Here is a 19,376-nt window from a genome sequence, read left to right as displayed (position 1 = left end):
CGATTAAAACATCGGGAGCATTTATGGGCAGTCAACAGACGGAACATCAGCATCAGCCAGCGGTACCTTTCTGGCTCCGTCTTACCCCCGTCAGGCCGGAAGAGGTGCAGGCATTAATCTGGTGCATGGTCTACATTTTTTGTGTGCTCTCAGCCTATTACGTTCTGCGGCCGATTCGCGATACCTTCGGTATCGATGGGGGCCTGCATAATTTGCAGTGGCTGTTTAGCGCCACGCTGATTGCTATCCTGGCCCTCAATCTTCCCTTTGCGGCGTTATCGCGTGCGTTGCCACGCAAGCGCTTTATCCCACTGGTGTATCGGTTTTTTATCAGCCAGCTCATCATCTTTGCCGTACTGAAGTTTGCCCTGCCATCGTCGATGCAGGTCTGGCTGGGGCGGGTATTTTTTGTCTGGCTCTCGGTGTTCAACCTCTACGTTGTCTCGGTGTTCTGGTCGCTGGTGGCCGATATCTTCTCGCGCGAACGTGCCAGTCGGCTGTTTGCCATGATGGCCGCAGGGGCCACGCTGGGTGCCATCCTCGGATCGGCTATCACTGCGTTGCTGGTACATCGTCTGAATATCGTCGGGCTCTTTGTTCTGGCCGCGCTGCTGCTGGAGTGCGCGGTCGGATGCGTGAAGCGCCTGAGTGCCTTTACCCATCTTGCCGAGGGTGAGGGGGCTGCCCAGCAGGCACAGCCGCTCGGTGGCGGCATTTTTTCTGGTATTGCACGCATTTTCCAGTCCCCCTATTTGCTGAATATCTGCCTGTATATGTTGCTGTATTCCGTCACCTCGACCCTGATCTATTTCCGCCAGGCTGAGCTGGTGCACCATCTGTTCCAGCATGACAGCGATCGTACGGCGTTCTTTGCCAACCTCGATTTGGTGGTCAATGTGTTGACCCTGGTAACCCAGCTGTTTGTCACCAGCCGCCTGATGTCGCGCTACGGCACGAAGCTGGTGTTAGGGTTGCTGCCGCTGATCACCCTGCTGGGTTTTGCCAGCATGTCCCTGTGGCCGGTGGCCGCGTCGATTGTGGTGTTTTCGGTGTTACGCCGCGGGGCCAATTTCGCCTTTGCCCGACCCGCGCGTGAGGTGCTGTTCACGGTGCTGCAACGGGAAGATAAATACAAAGCCAAGAACGTCATCGATACCGCCGTCTATCGTGCGGGTGACCAGGTCGGTGCCTGGAGCTGGGCAGCGATGGGGGCGGCCGGGCTGAGTGGCGGCATGCTGATCTGGCTGGCGCTGCCGCTGTCATTGATCTGGCTGGTTAACAGCCAGTGGCTGGGCCGCAGACAGGTACAGCTGGAAGCGAAAACCTTTCCTCCTCTCAACGAGAAATTGCATGAAAACAGTCACTCTTAATGGTCAGTCGGTTGCTGCTATTGGCATGGGAAGCTGGCACCTCGGTCAGGGCAGACATAGCGAAGCTGCCGAGATCAATGCATTACGCGCCGGTATCGACAGCGGCTTGCGGGTGATCGATACCGCTGAGATGTATGGTGACGGGCGTTCAGAATCGCTGATTGGTAAGGCGATTGATGGCCTGCGCGATCGGGTTTACCTGGTCTCCAAAATCTACCCGTATCACGCTAATCGCCTGATGATGGAACGCAGTTGCAATGCCAGCCTGAAGCGCCTCAACACCGACTGCCTCGATCTTTACCTGCTGCACTGGCGTTTTAGCAGCGTGTTATCGGAAGCGGTCTCCGGGTTTGAAAAGCTGAAGCAGCAGGGAAAAATTAAGGCCTGGGGGGTGTCCAATTTCGATGTCGATGACATGGAAGATTTGTTTGCCGTCGAGCAGGGCGATCGCTGCGCCACCAATCAGGTTTTTTATAATCCGGCGAGTCGTGGCATTGAGTTTGACCTGATCCCATGGTGTAACCAGCATCATATGCCGATGATGGCCTATTCCCCATTAGGTGGCGAAGGCGCATCGTTGCTGCGTCATCCGCTCATCACCCAGCTGGCTGCTAAATATCAGACCGGACCCTCGACGGTACTGCTCGCCTGGGTGATTCGCAACGGCAATATGATCGCCATCCCGGAATCGGGCGAGGCGGCGCATATCAAAGAGAATGCTGCCGCGCTCAGCGTGCGGCTGCAGCCTGCGGATTTGCGCGTGATGGATGGGGCCTTTCCGCCGCCCACCCGCAAAATGCCGCTGGAAACGCGTTAGTGGTGTGCTGCGCGCTTCCACAGCGCGCACATGCTGCGGCTGCGTAATTTCAGGTGGACCATGCGCAGCGCGAGCAGCAGCGCGGCGATGGCGGCAAAGGCGTGATAGTAAAGGGTGCTACCGGGCGAATTAAACAGGTTCCACAACAGGGCCAGCAGCAGCGCGCAGGAGGTGGTCTGGCAGGCAATAATCGGCGTGCATAGCCAGTGATACAAGCGAATGCCTTCCAGCTCATTACGCTGAATCGCCAGTAATCCGGCCCAGGTGACGCAGCCGCTTAATACTGCGGTAATCACCGCCGGGCCACCGTGGCGATCGGTCAGGCAGGTCAGCACCGCGAGCAGAATGGCAACGATGATGGCGAGGTTGATAAACAAGGTGTTGCGCAGTTTGCGGGTGATAAGCACCACGGCAAACTCAGCGGCCAGATTTTGCGGCGATCCAAAGCGTTGTGTTACCCGCTGTGCTGCCTGCTCCGGGGCTTCACTGCTGCATTCAACAGCTTCATAAAAATGTTCGCTGATCTCCAGACAGATATCCTCGGCGTATTTCTGCTCAAAACGCAGTTCATACTGCAACGCCTGCAAATAACGCCGGGCAGGTTCTGGTAGTTCAGTCAGCGGGTCCATTTACGACCTCTGCAATAAAGAGGAGACGGCGACGGAGTAGCTATCCCAGGCTTCACGCTTTTTGACTAATTCCTGCTGACCTTCGCGGGTCAGATTGTAGACGCGACGTTTACGTTTCGACGGGGCGATTTCCCATTCCGCCTGGATCAGGCCGCGCTGTTCCATACGATGCAGCAACGGGTACACCGTCCCTTCCTGAAACGACAGCACGCCATCGGTAAGTTGATGAATCAGCTCAATCAGCGCGTAACCGTGGCTGGGGCCGCGTTCCAGTGCGGCCAGGATGACCATTTCGATATGGCTCTTTAGATTGTCGTCAGCACTGCTTCTCATCGTCATCACCCGCTTACAAAGAAAGAGTCAAACTTCGTCGCTATCTTAGCTTGACTTCGCTATGTCTGATACCTAGTTTATCTAGGTATGATAATGAAGCCAGATGGGCGTTTTTGCAACCGGCTTCAACAGGTCACTGAACTTTCAGGAATGGATATGGCTCAATTCACCCGACGCAATTTTCTCCAGCACTCGGCACTGCTGGCTTTCCTGTTGCCCTCGCTGGCCGCCAAAGCCAGCGCTGTGGCTTCCCTGCAGTTGGTCAATCAATGGCGTATGGCGACGGATGGCTGGGTGCCCAATAATCCTGCGCTACCCATTCTGCATTTTCGCACGCAGGCCGGGCAGGCGGACCTGATGTCTGATCTGCACCAGGCGGGATGGACGCGCCAGTGGCAGGCTGCGCCTTTTGCATATCAGCACTTCCATAGCCGCACCCATGCCATCTTCGTCGTGGCCTCCGGGCGCGGGGAATGGCAGCTGGGCGGCGATAACGGTGTGGTGATGCAGGCCAAAGAGGGTGATGTGATTTTCTTACCGGCCGGAACCGGACAGCGTCTGCTGCACAGCCAGGATGATTTCAGCGTGGTCGCCTGCTATCCCAATGGTAACGCCTGGGATGTGTGTCGCTCCGCCATTAATCCGCAAACCCTGCAAAAAGCGACCCAGCTCAATCATCGCACCCGACGTTTCTTTCAGCAGAGCGGCGCGGTGATTTGATGGTTATTTCAGACCGACGAGAGAATAGCGATAAATAAGGAGATATCGGATGTTATTACGTGCACATGCCGGGTTACTGGCCGGATTGATGTTCTGTTCTGCCGGGGCGCTGGCCGCTCCCTTTACGTTGCATTCCACGGATTTCCGCAATGCCGGTCATCTGCCGCTGTCAATGGGCGGTGGCGGGCAATGTCCGGGGCAAAACATTTCGCCGCAGCTGAGCTGGCGTGATGCCCCGGCTAATACCAAAAGTTATGTACTGCTGATTGAAGATCCGCAGGGGGTGAATGGTCTGGGCATGACCCATTTCCTCGGCTATGGCATCGACAGCAGCCGTCATCAGTTCGCCAAAGGGGATTTAACCCGGGTCACCGGTTATACCCCTGGCAACAACGGTAAAAACGTTCAGGGTTATTCCGGCCCGTGCCCGCCGCTGAATGGGGATATCCACAATTACAATTTCACCTTAATTGCCACTGACTTCAACCCTGATGCACTGACGAAAGGATTAACCAGAGACGCGGTGATGGCGCAATTAAAAGGGCATGTTCTGGCCTCTGCCGGGCTGGTGGGGCAATTTATTTTGCCGAAGAAATAAACGCATCCGACAAAATGATGAATACCAGGAAAATATCATGCTGATTTTTATTACAGGTGCCACGGCCGGATTCGGCTGGGATCTGGCGCTGCGTTATGCGCAACACGGCCATCGGGTGATTGCCACCGGACGTCGTCAGGACAAGCTGGATCAACTGAAGGCCGCCGGGGGCGAGAATATTTTTACCCTCGCGCTGGACGTCAGCGATCACCTTGCGGTGGAGGGATTACTGGATCAACTGCCACTGACCTGGCGTGATATTGATGTGCTGATCAATAACGCCGGTCTTGCCCTTGGCCTGGAACCGGCGCAGAAAGCCAATATCGATGACTGGAACACCATGATCGATGTGAATATCAAAGGTCTGGTACATGTCACCCGTGTGCTGCTGCCGGGCATGGTGGAACGCAATCGCGGTCATATCATTAACCTCGGTTCAACCGCGGGGAGTTGGCCTTATGCCGGCGGCAATGTGTATGGCGCATCCAAAGCCTTTGTACGCCAGTTCAGCCTCAATCTGCGTACCGATCTGTTCGGCACGGCGGTGCGGGTGACCAATATAGAGCCGGGGCTGGTGGGAGGAACTGAATTCTCCAGCGTGCGTTTCAAAGGCGACGAAAACCGGGTGGAGCAAACCTATGCTGACACGCGACCGCTGACGCCTGCGGATATCACGGAAGCTATCTGGTGGGTCAGCAATCTGCCTGCCCACGTCAACATCAACACCCTTGAGATGATGCCGGTTTGTCAGTCCTATGGCGGGCTGCGTGTAGCGAAGCAAGGCTAAAAAAAGCGACCACCTCAGCCGGGGTGGTCGCTGCAGTCAGGCGTTATTTGCCTTCACGTACCTTCTGCACCTCTTTGGCCGTCACCGCTGGCGCATCGTTGCTCCAGCCACTGCGCACGAAGGTGGCAAGCTGTGCGACCTGCTCATCGGTCAGACGCGCAGCAAAACCGGGCATCGCCATGATCGATGGGGCTTTCGGCGTGGAAGGGGTTTGCGCACCTTGCAGGATGATATTAATAAGCCCGGTGGGGTTATCCGCAATCACCACATCGCCACCATTCAGCCGGGGGAAGATCCCCTTCGCGCCGTTGCCGTCAGTCCAGTGGCAGGCTTCGCAGTTGTTCATATATAACATCTGACCGGCACCAAGGTTATGTCCCTGGGTGAGCAGATCTGCAGTCTGCCTGGTGGCAGCATCGGCATTTTCCCGGCGATTTTTGACTGGGGTATCCGCAGGCAGTGACTTCAGATACACCGCGATGGCGTTCAGGTCACTGTCAGTCATGTGCTGCATACTGTGTTCAACCACCCCTGTCATCTCACCGCCAACCGAAGCAAAATCATTGCGACCGGTTGCCAGGTAATCGGTAATATTCTGCACTGTCCAGGTGGGCATACCGCGCAGGGAAGGAACCGGCCAGCCATTCAGCTCGCCACCAGCAAGATAATGGCTGCTGGATTCATTGAGCGCTTTTTCCTGCATACCGATACCGCGCGGGGTATGGCAACTGCCGCAGTGACCGAGGGTTTCCACCAGGTATTTACCGCGATTGATATCGTCTGGTACCGAATGACGCGGCTCGAATGACTTATCGTCGGTAAAGGCAAGGTTCCAGAACCACATGCCCCAGCGCTGGTTAAACGGGAAGCTGAGTGCGGTTTCCGGCGCTTTTTCTGCCACCGGTTTTACCCCCTGCATAAAGTAAACATACAGCGCGTGGATATCGGCATCGGTGATTCCGCGATAGTCCGGGTAGGGCATCGCCGGGTAAAGGTGTTTGCCATCGCGGCGAACGCCTTTACGCACCGCATCAGCAAATTCCTGTTCGCTGTAACGGCCAATGCCAGCATCAGGATCGGGGGAAATATTGGTGGAGTAGATCACCCCCATAGGACTGGCGATCGCCAGCCCGCCGCCAAATTCTTTGCCGCCCGCAATGGAATGGCAGGCGGTGCAGTCACCGGCACGCGCCAGGTACTCCCCTTTGGCGATCAGCGAGGCATCCGCGCTATCGGCTGCCTGGGCATTTTGCTGGGCGATGCCCATCAAGCCAGCGATAAGCAGATAACGAAGTGTCGATTTCATGGTTATCTCCTTATGCCTGAACCAGCGGGCCGGGGTTGCTAAGATATTGCTCGCGAATGGCTTTGGCTGACCAGTAAGCCAGGCCTGCCACCATCGCCGAGGGGTTGGCATAGAAGTTTTGCGGAAAGGCATTGGCTCCCATCACAAACACGTTGTGCACATCCCAACTTTGCAGATAGCGATTGAGCGCCGAGGTGCGCGGATTTTCACCCATAATCGCGCCGCCCGCATTGTGGGTATTGACGTAGTTGGGCGAGCTGGCGAAGTGGCTGTCCATCTTCAGAATGTTGTGGGAATACTGCGTCGGATTCAGATGTTTGGTGATCGCCTCCATCTTCTCCTTCATAAATTGCAGCATGCGCAGATCGTTCTGCACGTAGTCATAGGTGACGCGCAGCAGCGGCATGCCGAAGCGATCTTTATACACTGGATCGAGGTCGAGGTAGTTGCTACGGGTCGCCATATTGCTGCCTTCGAGCTTTACGCCCATCGAATGGCCGTAGCTCTCTTTCAACCCTTTTTTCCAGCCGCTTCCCCAGGAAGGCGCGCCTTTTTTCACCGCTGCCGCCATCGGCGTACCGGTGGGCTGCGAGCTGTAGATTTTGGCACCGCCGATAAAACCGAGCGCGGCGGTATCAATATTACCGGTCCCGAAGTTACTGATCACCGTGCCGGTCGGTCCCGCAGTGGCAAACGGGTTGAACTCGAGGTTATCGAAGAACAACGTAAAGCCACCGCCGTACTGGTGGGTGTAGTTACGGCCAATCACCCCTTCTTCGGTGATCGGGTTGTAGGGTTTGCCGATAGACGAATTCAGCAGCAGGCGCACGTTATTCAGACCAAAGGTCGAGAGGATAACGATGCTGGCAGGCTGGAAAATTTCGTCACCGTTTTCATCGATATAGGTCACACCGGTAGCGGTTTTACCGTCGGCATGTTTCTCGACGCGAATCACGTTGGCGCGGGTTTTATAGTCGAAGTTTGCCATCTGCTTCAGACGATCGAGGATCGCTGTCTGTGGCGAGGCTTTGGAGTAATTCAGGCACGAATAAAACTGGCAAAAGCCGCAATAGTTACAAGGGGCGATTTGCTGACCATAGGGGTTGGTATAGGGCACCGACACTGCCGCTGACGGCATCGAGTAGGGGTGATAACCCATCTCCTGTGCGGCTTTGCGGAACATGCTGCTGTTGAGGCTGTCTGCCAGCGGTGGGTTAGGGAAGGGGTTAGAACGGGCCCCTTCAAACGGGTCGCCAGCGGCTTGAATCACACCGCGCAGGTTGCCGGTTTCGCCCGAAGAACCACAGACTTTATCGAAAAAATCCATATGCGGTTCAATCTCTTCCCAGCTGACCGGGAAATCCTGCAGGCGCAGTTCTTCATCCAGCTCGCCGCGTTTGAAATGTTCGTCGGCCCAGGTTTTCAGTTTCAGATCGACAGGCGTCGGACGGGTGATCATCCCGGTCCAGTGCAGCCCGGCACCGCCGACACCATCACCCAGACGAAACGCACCCAGCTCGCGCATCGGCAGCGCGGTCTCGGAGGCATTATGGCGAATGGTGAACGCCGCATCGTGGGGGCTTTGCATAATCTTATGGCGTTTGGTGAAAGCCAGCTCATCGGCCGGTTTCGGATAGGCATAATCGCTGTTGAGACGATCTTCACCACGCTCCAGCGCGCGCACTTTCAATCCGGCCTGCGCCAGTTCAATACCCATAATTGAACCGGCCCAGCCCAGGCCGACGATGATGACATCGACGGCGTCATTGGTCTTTTTCATTTGCTTTCCAGGAAGAATCAGGCCTGCTCGCCACTCAGTGAGACGGGGCCAAGGGGATATTTGACGTTATGTATTTTTATCCATTGCGGGAAACTGGCGCGTGCTCCGGGGAAATTAATCATTTTCCACGCCGCCATATTTTTATTTCCGCCATATTGCGGATCGGCAAGGTAACCTTCTTTGGTATTTTCCAGCAGTCGGGTGAAGAAATAACCGGCATTCAGGTCCGCTTCGCCAAACTGGGAAAAATCCACGTTATTTTTTTGCAGATCGGTTAATACCGCGTCTTTTATTCTTCCAGGAAGTTCGCTGAAACTTTGATTGTATTTAATACGGGTATAGTGATTGGTGAGGGCAATGCCTTTGCGATACAGCACCTGTAACGGGAAGGGCATCTGATAGCCAAACAGCAGGCTGGCATGGCTGTCAAAGGGGCCATCCATATACCATTCTTCGCCTTTGGCGTACGGCGTCAGCATTTGTTTATCGAGAAACACCGGAACATGGGTGTCCAGTGCTCCCGGGCCTTCTTTGTCGGACGGGATCAGGCGATCGCAGGCGGCCAGAATGAATTTCCATTCTTCCGCGTTGAAAAATACCGGTTGGTAGTTATTCAGTTCTTCTGCGGCGGTGGGGACTGCGGCAAAAACGCTGCTGACGCCACCTTTAACGCCTAATGATGCAATACCAATTAAGGAGCCTATGATAAAAGGCCGCCTGCCAATACCACATGATTCATTTGCCATTTTACTGCCAGCTTCTCATTATAATGTTGAAGATATCGATCTTGCCTGGTGTCTTTATTTAAACAATTAGACAATTAACCTCGCGGTTAATGTTATTGTTTTGTAACGGCGCAGTCTAAGCGCAACTGTGCGGGATAATAATTACCTGTGGTTTATATAAATTATTTAAATAATCACGAATGTTGAAAATTCTTTTCATTCAAATGGTTACCCTCTTTATTATTTTTCGTTGTTACATTTTCTTATATCTTGTCGGGTTTTGGACATATTTTTGCTGGAAATATGATCATTAATGGCATTGATATTTTTAACAAGTGCGGGAAATTTATACAGGTGTGGCGTGATGTAGCGGCGTAATTTATTGCGCGTTTTTATCCCGGCGTTGTTGCAAAAGAAGCGCGATAAATCGCGCCGCTACGGTGTGTGCGGGAATTCTCGCTGTCATTCCAATATCGCACCAGGTCGTAGCGGCGCAATTTATTGCGCGTTTTTAGTCTGTTATTTAATCAGAATAGCGCGAATATCGTTCACATTGGTCAGGGTGGGGCCGGTGATGACCAGATCGCCGAGGGAATGGAAAAAGCTATAGCTGTCATGTTCATCCAGATAGCGTGCGGCGGACAGCCCATTGAGCTTGCCGCGTGCCAGCGTATCGGGATAAATCATCGCACCCGCGGCATCTTCGGTGCCGTCAATGCCGTCGCTGTCACCGGCAATCGCCCAGATGCCCGCTTCTCCCTGTAAGGCACAGGCCAGGCTGAGCAGGAACTCGGTATTACGCCCCCCTTTCCCGGCTTTGCCATTGGCGACAGTCACGGTGGTTTCGCCGCCGGACAGCAGCACCGCAGGCCCGCTCACCGGATGGCCGTATTGTTTCACCGATTTAGCGATACCCGCCATCACGATAGCCGCCTGGCGGCTTTCCCCTTCGATAGCGTCACCGAGGATCAGCGGCGTGAAACCATGTCGTCGCACCGCCTGAGCCGCCGCCTCCAGCGCCAGCGTCGGGGTGGCAACCAGCCGGGTTTCACTGTTAACAGAAGGCGGAGGTGGGCTGGCGGGCAAACTCAGTACATAACGCACCGGCTCGGCAACAGGAATGCCGTAGCGCTCCAGTACCTTCAATGCCTCGCCTGGGGTGCTGTTATCCGCCACCGTTGGGCCTGACGCCACATCGGTGGGATTATCACCCGGCACATCACTGATAATCAGCGAGACGACGCGGGCGGGCTGTGCCAGCGCGGCCAACTTGCCGCCTTTCACTGCCGAGAGATGACGACGCACCAGATTCATCTCTTTGATATTGGCACCGCTGTGCAGCAGGGCGCGGGTGATCGCCTGTTTGTCGGCCAGCGTCAGGCCGGGAGCGGGTAGCGCCATCAGCGCCGAACCGCCGCCGGAAATCAATGCCAGCACCAGGTCGTCCTGCGTCAATCCACGTAGCGATTCGACGATCAGCATCGCGGCGGTTTCGCTCATGGCATCGGAAACCGGGTGGGCGGCTTCAAGGATACGAATCCGCCCGGCCGGTACGGCGTGACCATAGCGCGTCACCACCACACCGCTGACATCAACATCCGGCCAGGCCGCATCAACCGCTGCTGCCATCGCCGCAGACGCTTTCCCTGCACCAATAACAACACAACGCCCACGGGGCTTTTCCGGCAGCGCCGGAGGAATGACAGGCCCTGGGCGGGCGCTGTCAACGGCTTGCTGGAAGATGTCCTGCAAAATAGCTGCGGCCTGTTCATTTCTCATCTTTACGCGGTCTCGGCAACAGGGGCTTTAGAGGTGATGAATTCCACGACCGCCCTGGTGACATCCACGGTTTTGGCCGTACCGCCGACGTCCGGCGTCAGCACGCCTTGTGCACAGGCGTACTCAATGCCTTCCATCACCAGCGCTGCTGCCTCAGGTTCACCAAGATGCTCCAGCATCTGTACGGCGGTCCAGAAACTGGCGACCGGGTTGGCGATACCTTTGCCGGTAATGTCGAATGCTGAACCGTGAATCGGTTCGAACATGGACGGGAAGCGACGTTCCGGATCGATGTTGGCGGTGGGGGCCACTCCCAGGCTACCGGCCAGCGCGCCAGCCAGATCGGACAGAATATCCGCGTGCAGGTTGGTGGCGACAATGGTATCAAGGCTCTGCGGATGCAGCGTCATGCGGTGGGTCATCGCATCAACCAGCATTTTATCCCACTGCACATCCGGGAATTCGAGCGCCACTTCAGCAGCGATTTCATCCCACATCACCATACCGTGACGCTGTGCATTGGATTTGGTCACCACGGTCAGCAGTTTACGCGGACGTGACTGCGCCAGTTTGAAGGCATAACGCATGATGCGTGTCACGCCGACGCGGGTGAATATCGCCACCTCGGTACCGACTTCCTCCGGCAGACCACGGTGCGCACGGCCACCGTTACCGGAATATTCGCCTTCAGAGTTTTCACGCACGATGACCCAATCCAGATCGCCAGGGCCACAGTTGCGCAGCGGCGGGGTGATGCCCGGCAGAATTTTGGTGGGACGCACGTTGGCGTACTGGTCAAAACCCTGGCAAATCGGCAGACGCAGGCCCCACAGGGTGATGTGATCCGGCACATCTGGCGCACCGACCGCACCAAAATAGATGGCATCGAATTTTTTCAGCGTTTGCAGACCGTCTTCCGGCATCATCACGCCATGTTTTTTGTAGTAATCCGAACCCCAGTCAAAGGTCTCGATAGCGAATTTCAGTTGCGGGTTCTGACGTTCCAGAGCGTGCAGGACTTCCACCCCGGCAGAAATGACTTCCGGACCGATACCGTCGGCAGGAATCGCGGCGATTGCATAGTTACGCATAATATTCTCCAGTTAAATCAATGTGTATGAGGATGAGGAAGTTCAGCTGTCTGCGGTTTGTTTGCCCGCATCGACAGAATCAGGACAATCAGGGCCGAGAGCGTCAGCAGGCTCGCGACAAAATAGAGACCCCAGGTATAACTGCCGGTTTGCTGGCGAATCACACCAATCATCATTGGGCCGACAAAACCACCGAGGTTGCCGATGGAGTTAATGGTGGCGATACCGGCGGCGGCGGCTGGCCCGCTGAGGAACAGCGTTGGCATACTCCACAACGGAGGTTTGGAGGCGCTGATCCCGACGGTGACCAGCGTCAGGGCGACGATCACCGCCAGCAAGGTGCTGACGTTACCGGCATAAATCAGTCCGGCAGCGGCCAGCAGACAGGCCGCAATCACATGCCAGCTGCGTTCGTTGGTGCGATCGGAATGACGCGCCCACAGAATCATGCCGATAACGCCGATCACCGCCGGGAAGGCATTGAGGAAACCGATCTCCAGCGACGAGGCACCAAAGCTATGGATGATTTGCGGCGACCAGATCCCCAGGGTATACAGACCTGCCGAGGTGCCGAAGTAAACCAGCGCCAGTGCCAGAACCCGCTTATCCGCCAGCCCACGCCAGGCGCTGCTGTGGCTCTGTTTTGCAGCGCGCGCCTGCTCCTCTGCCAGCATGGTGTTTTGCAACCAGTCGCGTTCTTCGTCAGTCAGCCATTTGGCTTTTGCCGGGCGGTCGGTGAGGTAAAACAGCACTACCACGCCGAACACCACGGCCGGAATGGCTTCCAGTACAAACATCCATTGCCAGCCGGCGTAGCCAAGGAAGCCGTGCATCTCCAGCAGCGCGGCGGAAATCGGCGAACCCAGCGCGGTGGAGAGCGGGGCCGCCGCCATAAAGATGGCCGTCACCTGGGCGCGTTTTGCTGCCGGAAACCAGTAGCTGAGATACAGAATGATGCCGGGAAAGAAACCTGCTTCTGCCACACCAAGCAGGAAACGCAGGGTGTAGAAGCTGGTGGTGCCCTGGACAAAAGCCATACAACCGGAGACCAGGCCCCAGCTGATCATCACGCGGGCGATCCAAATGCGTGCGCCGACTTTATGCAGGATCAGATTGGAGGGTACTTCACACAGAAAATAGCCGAGAAAAAAGATTCCGGCCCCCAAACCAAATACCGTTGGCGAAAAACCTAAATCCTGATTCATGGTTAATGCAGCAAAACCAATGTTGACACGATCAAGAAATGCGATGAAGTAGAGCAGCATGATGAAAGGGACAATGCGCAACGTCACTTTACGCATCACCCTTTTCTCGAGGTGATTGTTCATATTAAAGTGCTCCAGTTTGTGTAGGGGGTGTTATTTTTTTGTAATCGAGTTCAGTATGCAGGTTTGGATTAGCAGATCATCAATAGACGATTATATAAAGTATTTGAATAATGTTTTGGCGAGGAAAATGTGGATATAAATCAATTGCGTTGTTTTGTTGCTGTGGGCAAAGAGTTACATTTCGGGCGGGCTGCCCAAAGAATGGAAATGATGCCTGCGTCACTTTCTCGCTTTATTCGCTTACTTGAAGAGGAGCTGGGTGTTCGTCTGTTAAATCGATCCACGCGTAATGTTTCATTTACCGCTGAGGGTGCCATTTTTTTTGATGAAGCTAACAAAATTATTGATCAGTTTGATGCGCTGGCACTGCGATTTAAAGGCGGATTAAAAGATCAACGTCGCACGCTCAGAATTGGTGCCATCGATAGTGCGGCGCGGGGGCTGGTTCCGGCATTACTGAATTTATTTGTTCCGCTGCATCCCAATACCGATATTCATATTATTGAAGATAAAACCATTAACCTGTTGCCTAAATTAAAATCAGGCTGGTTAGATATGATTTTCTTTCGTGCGCCACAAATTATGGACGCCGCACTGGCGGTACGCTTTATTACGCGTGAAAGTTGTGTGCTGGCGGTGCCGGCAAATCACCCTTTGGCGGGAAGAGAAAAAGTATCATTAGACGATTTTAAACACGAAGCGATGATTATTCCCGAAAGGCGCACGCGTCCGCATAGTCATGACCTGACCATGAGTATGTTCAGGCTGGCAGGGTTGACCCCGCATATCGCTCAATTTGCTGAAGAAAAACAGACCATTTTAAGTCTGGTGGCCGCAGGGTTAGGTTTGGCGGTGGTGCCTTCCTCTTATCGGAATATGAACAGCGAAAATGTGATTTATATTAATCTGGCCCTGAATGAAAATATTAAAGGTTTGCCTTTAAGTATTGCCTGGCAAAAAGGCAATGAAGATGATTACTTAAAAGATATGCTGAAATTACTGAATGATAATAAGCAGGAATTGACGGGTAAGTTATAACGACGGGGCGATACTAACGATTTCCTTACTCAATTAAAGGTCATCGCTTCCTTGACAGCCCTGTTAAAAATACGCAATCTGCGACATCATATTTTTACATCACCTGACCGGAAACATCGCATTGTGAATGCTGCTGCCTGGCCTCCTCTGACCATCACCTCCCTTTGAGCCACGCGCGTACTACGCGCTTGTTGCTCAACGCTTGCGTGACCTTGTGCATCAGCACGAGGCGATACGCTTTTGCCAACGTTCTGCGCGTATTGCGCTGGACCAGTAACCTCTAGTCAGAGAACCAGAAAATGCATTTTATTGATGTTTTAGTCGCCCGTAGTCTGCCTTTTATTCCACGCGTTATTGTTAAGCGTCTGTCCACGCGTTATCTGGCAGGTTCCACCCTTGAAGAGGCGCTGCAGGTCATTCACAACCTCAACCGGGCCGGTTATGGCGTGACACTTGATGTGCTGGGTGAATCCGCCACTTCTGAGGCTGAAGCTGATGCCATGAGCGCCGCTTATGCTACGGCCATTGCCGCCATTGCTGCCCATAATCTTGATGCGGAATTATCCATAAAACCCTCTGCATTGGGGCTGTTAAATGATGAGGCGCAGTGCGAAATACGCATCCAGCAGATCCTGGCCCAGGCCAGGCAGGTGGCAAAAACCGCCACGCTGGATATGGAAGATCTGCAATGCACGCAGAAAGAGCTGGATCTCTTTCGCCGTTTGCAGCAGCGCTACGCCGATCTGGGAATCGCCATTCAGGCCTATTTGCAACGCAGCTATGCCGATGTGGATTTGTTAATGGTTACCCGCAGCCGTTTGCGCATTTGCAAAGGCATTTATCAGGAAGATCCGCAGTATCTGGTGCCTGGAGCCAGTGACGACCGTGCAGCGATTAATTCCCATTTCCTTGCACATGTTAAGTGCTGCTTCGTTGCAGGTGTTTTTGTCAGCGTTGCAACGCATGATGAAGAACTGATTGAAGCTGTGGTCGCTCTGGCAAGGCAGCATCATGTTGCCGCTGACGCGTTTGAATTTCAGATGTTGCTGGGGGTGTGTGAACCTTTACGTGACAAAGTGCGTGCGCTTGGGTTTGCCGTGCGGGTGTACGTTCCTTATGGTGCGGACTGGTATGGCTACAGCACGCGTCGTTTGCAGGAGAATCCGCGTATTGCGGGCTATATCCTGCGTGCATTGCTGAAGCGCTAACGGGTTAAACGCCAGTCACCTCTCATCGGGGGGGCTGGCTATTTATCGACGTCAGAACAGAAAAATCTGATTAAATGAAGCGAATTCATATGTGGGGTGTTTTTTTATTTTATAGTGGATCTGTTATTTTAAAAAATAATCATTAAAAATAATAAGTTAATACTTTTTTTAGATCCGATTAATTATAAAGTAAGTGTCTGGCGTCAGTACCAATAATTACCATGCGTTCCGCATAATACCCGGTACAATATGTCGGGCTTCGGCGATGTTTCACATGGGTAAATTTTAATAAACTACTCATGTTTATATGATGATGGTAAAATTTCACCTTAACTTTCAGGGATGGATGTATGTCAATATCACAAGAAAACCCCTGCACCCTGAACGGAAAGTACGCCTGTTTACTGGCAACCTCCGCAGCAAGGATTTGGCTTATCACCTTCTCGTTGCTGCTCTTGCTGGTTTCTTCTCCTTTACGCGCGGCAGAGGCATCAGACGATGCCGCAAATCGTATTGTCAGTGGCATTATCAGTTTTACCCAATGGCCGGGTTTAAAACATCCACCGCAGCTTTGCGTGCTGCCGTCGGTGAGTCATCTCTCTTTGCCGCAGGGGCGTGAGCAGGGGTTTAGCGTGGTGTGGCTTGCCAGCGAAGAGGCCCTGGCTGAGCAGCCGTGTGATGCGGTCTACTTTGGCGCTCAATCGCCACAGCAGCAAGTGGCGCTGCTGGAAAAAGCCAGCAGCCGCCCGATGCTTTCCATCGCTGAAAACAACCCGGAATGTACCATCGGTGCATCCTTTTGCCTCATTTTTCATCAGGATAAGACGGTGTTTTCTGTAAATCTTGACTCGCTGACAAGAAGCGGCGTGAGAGTCAGTCCGGATGTGTTATTACTGTCCCGCAAAGGAAGCCAGTAAGATGAAATTCGAAAAAATAAAAACCGAAAAATCATCTATACGGAATCAGTTACGTAAAATCAGTACCATCAATGCGGCGGTTATTTTGCTGCTGTGCTGGTTATTGCTTTTTTCCACTTCCATGCTGTTTATTAAAAGCTATGAAAAAAGAAATCTGGAACTGATTGCCAATACGCTCAGTACCAGCCTGACGGCGGCTACCGTATTTGAAGACAGCTACGATGCGAAGAAAAAAGTTATGTTACTGGCCGAGCAGGGTATGTTCTCGGCGGCAAAACTGGAGACTTCCGAACAGACGGTGTTAGTTGACTGGCAGGATAATGTGGAAAGCGAAAGCCATTTTCAGCATCTGCTGCGCCACTGGATTTATGCCAAACCGCTGACGGTTAACGTCACCCACGAAGATGCCAAAGTGGGAACGCTGACCCTGTCGGGTACCGTGACCAATGTGGCTGATTTCATTGAATACTCGATCATTATTTTATCCTGTAGCATGATTTTCGTGTTTATTATCTCGTTTCTGGTCAGCGAGTTATTGCACCGTGGCATTCTTGCCTCCTTCAGAAATATCACCAGCACCATCCACAATGTGATTCGCTCTGGTGATTTTTCGCCGCGTATCTCCGGTAGCTCCACCAAAGAATTTCAGGTGTTCTCCGAGGATTTGAATTCGCTGCTGGCGGAAATGCAGACCTTAAAAGCGTCGCTGCTGCGGGACAATAAATCCCTCGCGGCCAAAGCGCTTAAAGATCCGCTGACCGGGCTGGCGAACCGTGCGGCCTTTATCAACCGACTTAACCAGTTACTCGATCAACAGCTGGCGCACGAGCGTTTTGTGCTGCTGTTTCTCGATGGCGACCGTTTTAAAAGCATCAACGATACCTGGGGACATGCGGCTGGCGATGAAGTGCTGCAAAGCATAGCGGCCAGGTTGTCTGGCCTGGTGACGAAAAACGATATGGTGGCAAGGCTGGGGGGCGATGAGTTCGCCATGCTGATCACCAGCCACACCACGGAAGATGCGCTGCAACAGCTGACCAGCGAGATTGAAAGCACCATCGCGCAAAAGATTGCCATCTCTGCTGGCGTTAATATCTCCACCTCGGTGACCATTGGTTATGCCTGGTCGCAGCACGGTGATTCTGTCACCTCAATTCTTGAGCGTGCAGATATGAATATGTACAAACATAAGGGCATTACAAAGGTATCAGGATGAAACTTAAAGCATTGCTACTCCTATGCATCGTCGCTTGTGCCGGGTGTCAGTCAAAAAGGACCTTCACCGACGAGCAAATTGCCGCCATGCGTAAAGAAGGATTCAGCCCGAATGCGGAAGGCTGGGGACTGGGGATGTCGGACAAAATTCTTTTCGGGATTAACGAATCAGAACTGACCCCGGAAAGTAAAACCACCATCAACCGTATGGCGACCAACCTTGCTGTTACCGGCATTGAACATCTGCGCATTGATGGTCATACCGATAATTACGGCACTGCCAGTTATAACGAGCAGCTGTCGCTGAAACGCGCTAACGCAGTCGCGGCGCAGTGGGCGACAGGGGCATCGTTACCGCGCAGTAATATCGAGACGCGCGGGCTGGGAATGAAATATCCGGTGACCAGCAATAACAGCGCTCAGGGGCGCGCACAGAACCGGCGTGTGGCAGTGGTGATTACCGCGCCATAGCGTATTGCGCCGACTCTCTCTATGATGTGATGTTTGCCCCTGCGATTGTCGCGGGTGATCAATGTCTTAGGGAACGTCCGCATGTTACACGATCTGGATTTACGTCAGCTGGAAGCCTTTGCGGCAGTGATTTCCGCTGGCAGCGTCACGGCAGCGGCAAAGGCGCTGAATCGCTCGCAGCCCGCCGTGTCACGCCTGATTCAGGAACTGGAGCAGACACTGGGCTATCCGCTGTTTATTCGCAACGGACCCCGCATCCATCCCTCAGAAGAAGCACTGCAGCTGCATCAGTATGTGCAAAAAGCGCTGCTGTCATTGCAGCAAATCCGTCTGCGCGCGCAGGAGATTGCGCAGCAGCAACATCGTCCGCTGAGTATCGCCGCCACGCCTGCGCTGGCTGCTGGCTTACTGCCGCAGGCGCTCGCTAGCCTGAATTTGCAGAATAAAGTACAGATTATCAGTGAATCCGCTGAACAGACGGCCCATGCGGTGATCACTGCTGAGGCGGACCTCGGTCTGAGTAGCCTGCCGCTGGAGCATCACGCGGTTGACCTGCACTGGATCGGCCAGTCGCGTTGTGTGGTGGCGTTGCCGCAGGATGATCCCCTCGCCACACAGCCGCAGCTGACGCTGGCCTGCCTCGCCGGGCGTCGATTGATTGCCCCCTGGAGTCCGCAACGGTTACGGGGCCGCTATGATAAGGCGTTGAAAAAACTCAAAGTGCCGCCACATGAAACCATCGAAACCAATTCCTCGGCCAATATTCTGGCTTGTGTACGCGCCGGTTTAGGCGTGGCGATCCTCGAACCGGTGACGGCCTGGGGCATGCCGTTGGAAGGTGTGGTGATCCGTACGCTGGAAGAAGAGATCCCCTATTTCTTTGGCGTGATCACCCCGCAGGGACGACAGATTACCAGCGCCGCGCAGGCATTGGTGGAGGCGCTGGAACAGGCTGCGCAGACGTTGCTGCCGGGTTTTCAGCGTTTACCCGCCAGCGAGCACCCGCGCATTATGCGCTTGATTAATGAGACTTAAATCCAAAAAAATCCTTCCTTAGAACATTTTCTGCTTTAGATATAAGAAATCCATTGGTTACGAAGTGAGCATCCTGCTTGACTCCTTTCGGGGCCAGAGGGATTATGCAAAACCTTAGCTCTTACTATGCGTATTTTTGATTATTAATCATTAATTATGCTTTTTGTGGATGATTGATTGCGCCTTCTAAACCTGCGTTTGCAGGTTTATACCCGCAGCAGGGAACAAC

19 protein-coding genes are annotated in these 19,376 nt (G+C 53.8%); 11 read left to right on the top strand and 8 right to left on the bottom strand.

Features of this window, described 5'->3' with window-relative positions:
- The first annotated feature begins 23 nt into the window (after nucleotides 1-23).
- Together AC6I8X_RS16750 and AC6I8X_RS16745 are read left to right on the top strand one after the other, a co-directional pair.
- Nucleotides 24-1,370, top strand: coding sequence for an NTP/NDP exchange transporter (locus AC6I8X_RS16750; RefSeq protein WP_313682023.1), 1,347 nt, complete (start codon nucleotides 24-26; stop codon nucleotides 1,368-1,370).
- Nucleotides 1,351-2,187 carry an aldo/keto reductase gene (locus AC6I8X_RS16745; protein WP_497840148.1) on the top strand — a complete coding sequence of 279 codons (837 nt, stop codon included), beginning with the start codon at nucleotides 1,351-1,353 and terminating at the stop codon, nucleotides 2,185-2,187. Before AC6I8X_RS16750 ends, AC6I8X_RS16745 begins: the two co-directional genes overlap by 20 nt.
- Here the strand turns inward: AC6I8X_RS16745 and AC6I8X_RS16740 are convergent.
- Both AC6I8X_RS16740 and AC6I8X_RS16735 read right to left on the bottom strand, forming a co-directional pair.
- Entirely contained in the window at nucleotides 2,184-2,816 is a 633-nt protein-coding gene (locus AC6I8X_RS16740) for a DUF1700 domain-containing protein (RefSeq protein WP_299459697.1), read from the bottom strand. The two genes, AC6I8X_RS16745 and AC6I8X_RS16740, sit on opposite strands and share 4 nt — an antisense overlap.
- Complete coding sequence (locus AC6I8X_RS16735) at nucleotides 2,817-3,149, bottom strand: PadR family transcriptional regulator (RefSeq protein ID WP_084876682.1); 333 nt, start codon at nucleotides 3,147-3,149, stop codon at nucleotides 2,817-2,819.
- Nucleotides 3,150-3,305: 156 nt separating this feature from the next.
- Here AC6I8X_RS16735 and AC6I8X_RS16730 point away from each other — a divergent pair, with 156 nt between their 5' ends.
- The 3 genes from AC6I8X_RS16730 to ydfG are packed head-to-tail and all read left to right on the top strand — an operon-like array spanning nucleotide 3,306 to nucleotide 5,254.
- The gene (locus AC6I8X_RS16730) at nucleotides 3,306-3,869 is read left to right on the top strand and encodes a cupin domain-containing protein (RefSeq protein WP_497840147.1); all 564 of its coding nucleotides are present in this window, start codon (nucleotides 3,306-3,308) and stop codon (nucleotides 3,867-3,869) included.
- Nucleotides 3,870-3,918: 49 nt separating this feature from the next.
- Complete coding sequence (locus AC6I8X_RS16725; RefSeq protein ID WP_313682033.1) at nucleotides 3,919-4,467, top strand: YbhB/YbcL family Raf kinase inhibitor-like protein; 549 nt, start codon at nucleotides 3,919-3,921, stop codon at nucleotides 4,465-4,467.
- Nucleotides 4,468-4,504: 37 nt separating this feature from the next.
- Nucleotides 4,505-5,254: a bifunctional NADP-dependent 3-hydroxy acid dehydrogenase/3-hydroxypropionate dehydrogenase YdfG gene (gene ydfG, locus AC6I8X_RS16720; RefSeq protein ID WP_497840146.1), complete on the top strand. Its 750-nt coding sequence runs from the start codon at nucleotides 4,505-4,507 to the stop codon at nucleotides 5,252-5,254.
- A 43-nt stretch (nucleotides 5,255-5,297) separates the two neighbouring features.
- On the opposite strand, the gene AC6I8X_RS16715 is transcribed toward ydfG, so the two are convergent.
- The 6 genes from AC6I8X_RS16715 to AC6I8X_RS16690 all read right to left on the bottom strand — a co-directional run bounded on the left by AC6I8X_RS16715 (nucleotide 5,298) and on the right by AC6I8X_RS16690 (nucleotide 13,263).
- Complete coding sequence (locus AC6I8X_RS16715) at nucleotides 5,298-6,560, bottom strand: c-type cytochrome (protein WP_497840145.1); 1,263 nt, start codon at nucleotides 6,558-6,560, stop codon at nucleotides 5,298-5,300.
- A 10-nt stretch (nucleotides 6,561-6,570) separates the two neighbouring features.
- Nucleotides 6,571-8,340 carry a GMC family oxidoreductase gene (locus AC6I8X_RS16710; protein ID WP_497840144.1) on the bottom strand — a complete coding sequence of 590 codons (1,770 nt, stop codon included), beginning with the start codon at nucleotides 8,338-8,340 and terminating at the stop codon, nucleotides 6,571-6,573.
- A 17-nt stretch (nucleotides 8,341-8,357) separates the two neighbouring features.
- On the bottom strand, nucleotides 8,358-9,086 hold the full coding sequence (locus tag AC6I8X_RS16705) for a gluconate 2-dehydrogenase subunit 3 family protein (RefSeq protein WP_084876676.1): 729 nt from the start codon (nucleotides 9,084-9,086) through the stop codon (nucleotides 8,358-8,360).
- A 498-nt stretch (nucleotides 9,087-9,584) separates the two neighbouring features.
- A complete protein-coding gene (locus tag AC6I8X_RS16700; RefSeq protein WP_497840143.1) occupies nucleotides 9,585-10,844 on the bottom strand; it encodes a glycerate kinase type-2 family protein in 1,260 nt (419 codons plus the stop codon).
- A gap of 2 nt (nucleotides 10,845-10,846) precedes the next feature.
- Nucleotides 10,847-11,935, bottom strand: a complete 1,089-nt coding sequence (locus tag AC6I8X_RS16695) for a tartrate dehydrogenase (protein ID WP_313682043.1) — start codon at nucleotides 11,933-11,935, stop codon at nucleotides 10,847-10,849.
- A 17-nt stretch (nucleotides 11,936-11,952) separates the two neighbouring features.
- On the bottom strand, nucleotides 11,953-13,263 hold the full coding sequence (locus tag AC6I8X_RS16690; protein WP_299459726.1) for an MFS transporter: 1,311 nt from the start codon (nucleotides 13,261-13,263) through the stop codon (nucleotides 11,953-11,955).
- A 129-nt stretch (nucleotides 13,264-13,392) separates the two neighbouring features.
- On the opposite strand from AC6I8X_RS16690, the gene AC6I8X_RS16685 reads away from it, so the two are divergent.
- The 6 genes from AC6I8X_RS16685 to AC6I8X_RS16660 all read left to right on the top strand — a co-directional run bounded on the left by AC6I8X_RS16685 (nucleotide 13,393) and on the right by AC6I8X_RS16660 (nucleotide 19,147).
- Nucleotides 13,393-14,301 carry a LysR family transcriptional regulator gene (locus AC6I8X_RS16685; protein WP_313682045.1) on the top strand — a complete coding sequence of 303 codons (909 nt, stop codon included), beginning with the start codon at nucleotides 13,393-13,395 and terminating at the stop codon, nucleotides 14,299-14,301.
- Nucleotides 14,302-14,600: 299 nt separating this feature from the next.
- Nucleotides 14,601-15,509, top strand: coding sequence for a proline dehydrogenase family protein (locus AC6I8X_RS16680; protein WP_497840142.1), 909 nt, complete (start codon nucleotides 14,601-14,603; stop codon nucleotides 15,507-15,509).
- Between the two features lie 350 nt (nucleotides 15,510-15,859).
- Nucleotides 15,860-16,426, top strand: coding sequence for a regulatory sequestration protein YfiR (gene yfiR, locus AC6I8X_RS16675; RefSeq protein ID WP_313682049.1), 567 nt, complete (start codon nucleotides 15,860-15,862; stop codon nucleotides 16,424-16,426).
- Between the two features lies 1 nt (nucleotide 16,427).
- Complete coding sequence (gene dgcN / locus AC6I8X_RS16670) at nucleotides 16,428-17,642, top strand: diguanylate cyclase DgcN/YfiN (protein ID WP_313682051.1); 1,215 nt, start codon at nucleotides 16,428-16,430, stop codon at nucleotides 17,640-17,642.
- Nucleotides 17,639-18,112: an outer membrane lipoprotein YfiB gene (gene yfiB / locus AC6I8X_RS16665; RefSeq protein WP_299459735.1), complete on the top strand. Its 474-nt coding sequence runs from the start codon at nucleotides 17,639-17,641 to the stop codon at nucleotides 18,110-18,112. Before dgcN ends, yfiB begins: the two co-directional genes overlap by 4 nt.
- An 81-nt stretch (nucleotides 18,113-18,193) precedes the next feature.
- Nucleotides 18,194-19,147: a LysR family transcriptional regulator gene (locus AC6I8X_RS16660; RefSeq protein ID WP_497840141.1), complete on the top strand. Its 954-nt coding sequence runs from the start codon at nucleotides 18,194-18,196 to the stop codon at nucleotides 19,145-19,147.
- The last annotated feature ends 229 nt before the right edge of the window (nucleotides 19,148-19,376 follow it).

The sequence above is a fragment of the Pantoea sp. X-Soil-TKNS-1280 genome (genome assembly GCF_059730475.1).
This window is presented reverse-complemented; position numbering and strand designations above follow the sequence as displayed.

Coding starts and splice junctions, on each gene's coding strand:
- AC6I8X_RS16750 (WP_313682023.1), top strand. CDS start 24: ATGGGCAGTCAACAGACGGAACATCAGCATCAGCCAGCGGTACCTTTC.
- AC6I8X_RS16745 (WP_497840148.1), top strand. CDS start 1,351: ATGAAAACAGTCACTCTTAATGGTCAGTCGGTTGCTGCTATTGGCATG.
- AC6I8X_RS16740 (WP_299459697.1), bottom strand. CDS start 2,816: ATGGACCCGCTGACTGAACTACCAGAACCTGCCCGGCGTTATTTGCAG.
- AC6I8X_RS16735 (WP_084876682.1), bottom strand. CDS start 3,149: ATGAGAAGCAGTGCTGACGACAATCTAAAGAGCCATATCGAAATGGTC.
- AC6I8X_RS16730 (WP_497840147.1), top strand. CDS start 3,306: ATGGCTCAATTCACCCGACGCAATTTTCTCCAGCACTCGGCACTGCTG.
- AC6I8X_RS16725 (WP_313682033.1), top strand. CDS start 3,919: ATGTTATTACGTGCACATGCCGGGTTACTGGCCGGATTGATGTTCTGT.
- ydfG (WP_497840146.1), top strand. CDS start 4,505: ATGCTGATTTTTATTACAGGTGCCACGGCCGGATTCGGCTGGGATCTG.
- AC6I8X_RS16715 (WP_497840145.1), bottom strand. CDS start 6,560: ATGAAATCGACACTTCGTTATCTGCTTATCGCTGGCTTGATGGGCATC.
- AC6I8X_RS16710 (WP_497840144.1), bottom strand. CDS start 8,340: ATGAAAAAGACCAATGACGCCGTCGATGTCATCATCGTCGGCCTGGGC.
- AC6I8X_RS16705 (WP_084876676.1), bottom strand. CDS start 9,086: ATGGCAAATGAATCATGTGGTATTGGCAGGCGGCCTTTTATCATAGGC.
- AC6I8X_RS16700 (WP_497840143.1), bottom strand. CDS start 10,844: ATGAGAAATGAACAGGCCGCAGCTATTTTGCAGGACATCTTCCAGCAA.
- AC6I8X_RS16695 (WP_313682043.1), bottom strand. CDS start 11,935: ATGCGTAACTATGCAATCGCCGCGATTCCTGCCGACGGTATCGGTCCG.
- AC6I8X_RS16690 (WP_299459726.1), bottom strand. CDS start 13,263: ATGAACAATCACCTCGAGAAAAGGGTGATGCGTAAAGTGACGTTGCGC.
- AC6I8X_RS16680 (WP_497840142.1), top strand. CDS start 14,601: ATGCATTTTATTGATGTTTTAGTCGCCCGTAGTCTGCCTTTTATTCCA.
- yfiR (WP_313682049.1), top strand. CDS start 15,860: ATGTCAATATCACAAGAAAACCCCTGCACCCTGAACGGAAAGTACGCC.
- dgcN (WP_313682051.1), top strand. CDS start 16,428: ATGAAATTCGAAAAAATAAAAACCGAAAAATCATCTATACGGAATCAG.
- yfiB (WP_299459735.1), top strand. CDS start 17,639: ATGAAACTTAAAGCATTGCTACTCCTATGCATCGTCGCTTGTGCCGGG.
- AC6I8X_RS16660 (WP_497840141.1), top strand. CDS start 18,194: ATGTTACACGATCTGGATTTACGTCAGCTGGAAGCCTTTGCGGCAGTG.